The organism is Erwinia sp. PME.40.26/001, from assembly GCF_055556675.1.
In genome coordinates this window covers 1-255 of record NZ_JBVHNP010000296.1, presented here as the reverse complement: position 1 = coordinate 255, position 255 = coordinate 1, and the positions used below count along the sequence as shown (strand labels likewise).

At 77.3% G+C, this 255-nt stretch carries 1 protein-coding gene; it reads right to left on the bottom strand.

Annotated elements, in window-relative coordinates; all coding sequences use genetic code 11:
* Nucleotides 1–255: hypothetical protein (locus tag ACZ3HG_RS24255; RefSeq protein ID WP_465335014.1), on the bottom strand; the 255-nt coding region annotated here is incomplete at both ends.

Genomic DNA, 255 nt, shown 5'->3' with positions numbered 1-255 from the left:
CCACCGCCGCGACCACGGCCACCACGACCATGCCCGCGCCGAGGGCGGTGCGCCGTCGGTCGGTCCGGGAGCGGCGCCGCGGAAGGGCGACGGCGCCGCTCTCGCTCGCGCGCCGCAGGGCCCGAGTGCGTTCATCCCTCGTGCGCCACGCCAGCCACAGCACCGCGGAGAGCACCGCGGCGATGCCGATCGCCGTCTCGACGGGGGCTGCGAGCGACAGCGGACCCAGCGTCCAGGGAGCGCTCGTCGATGTGC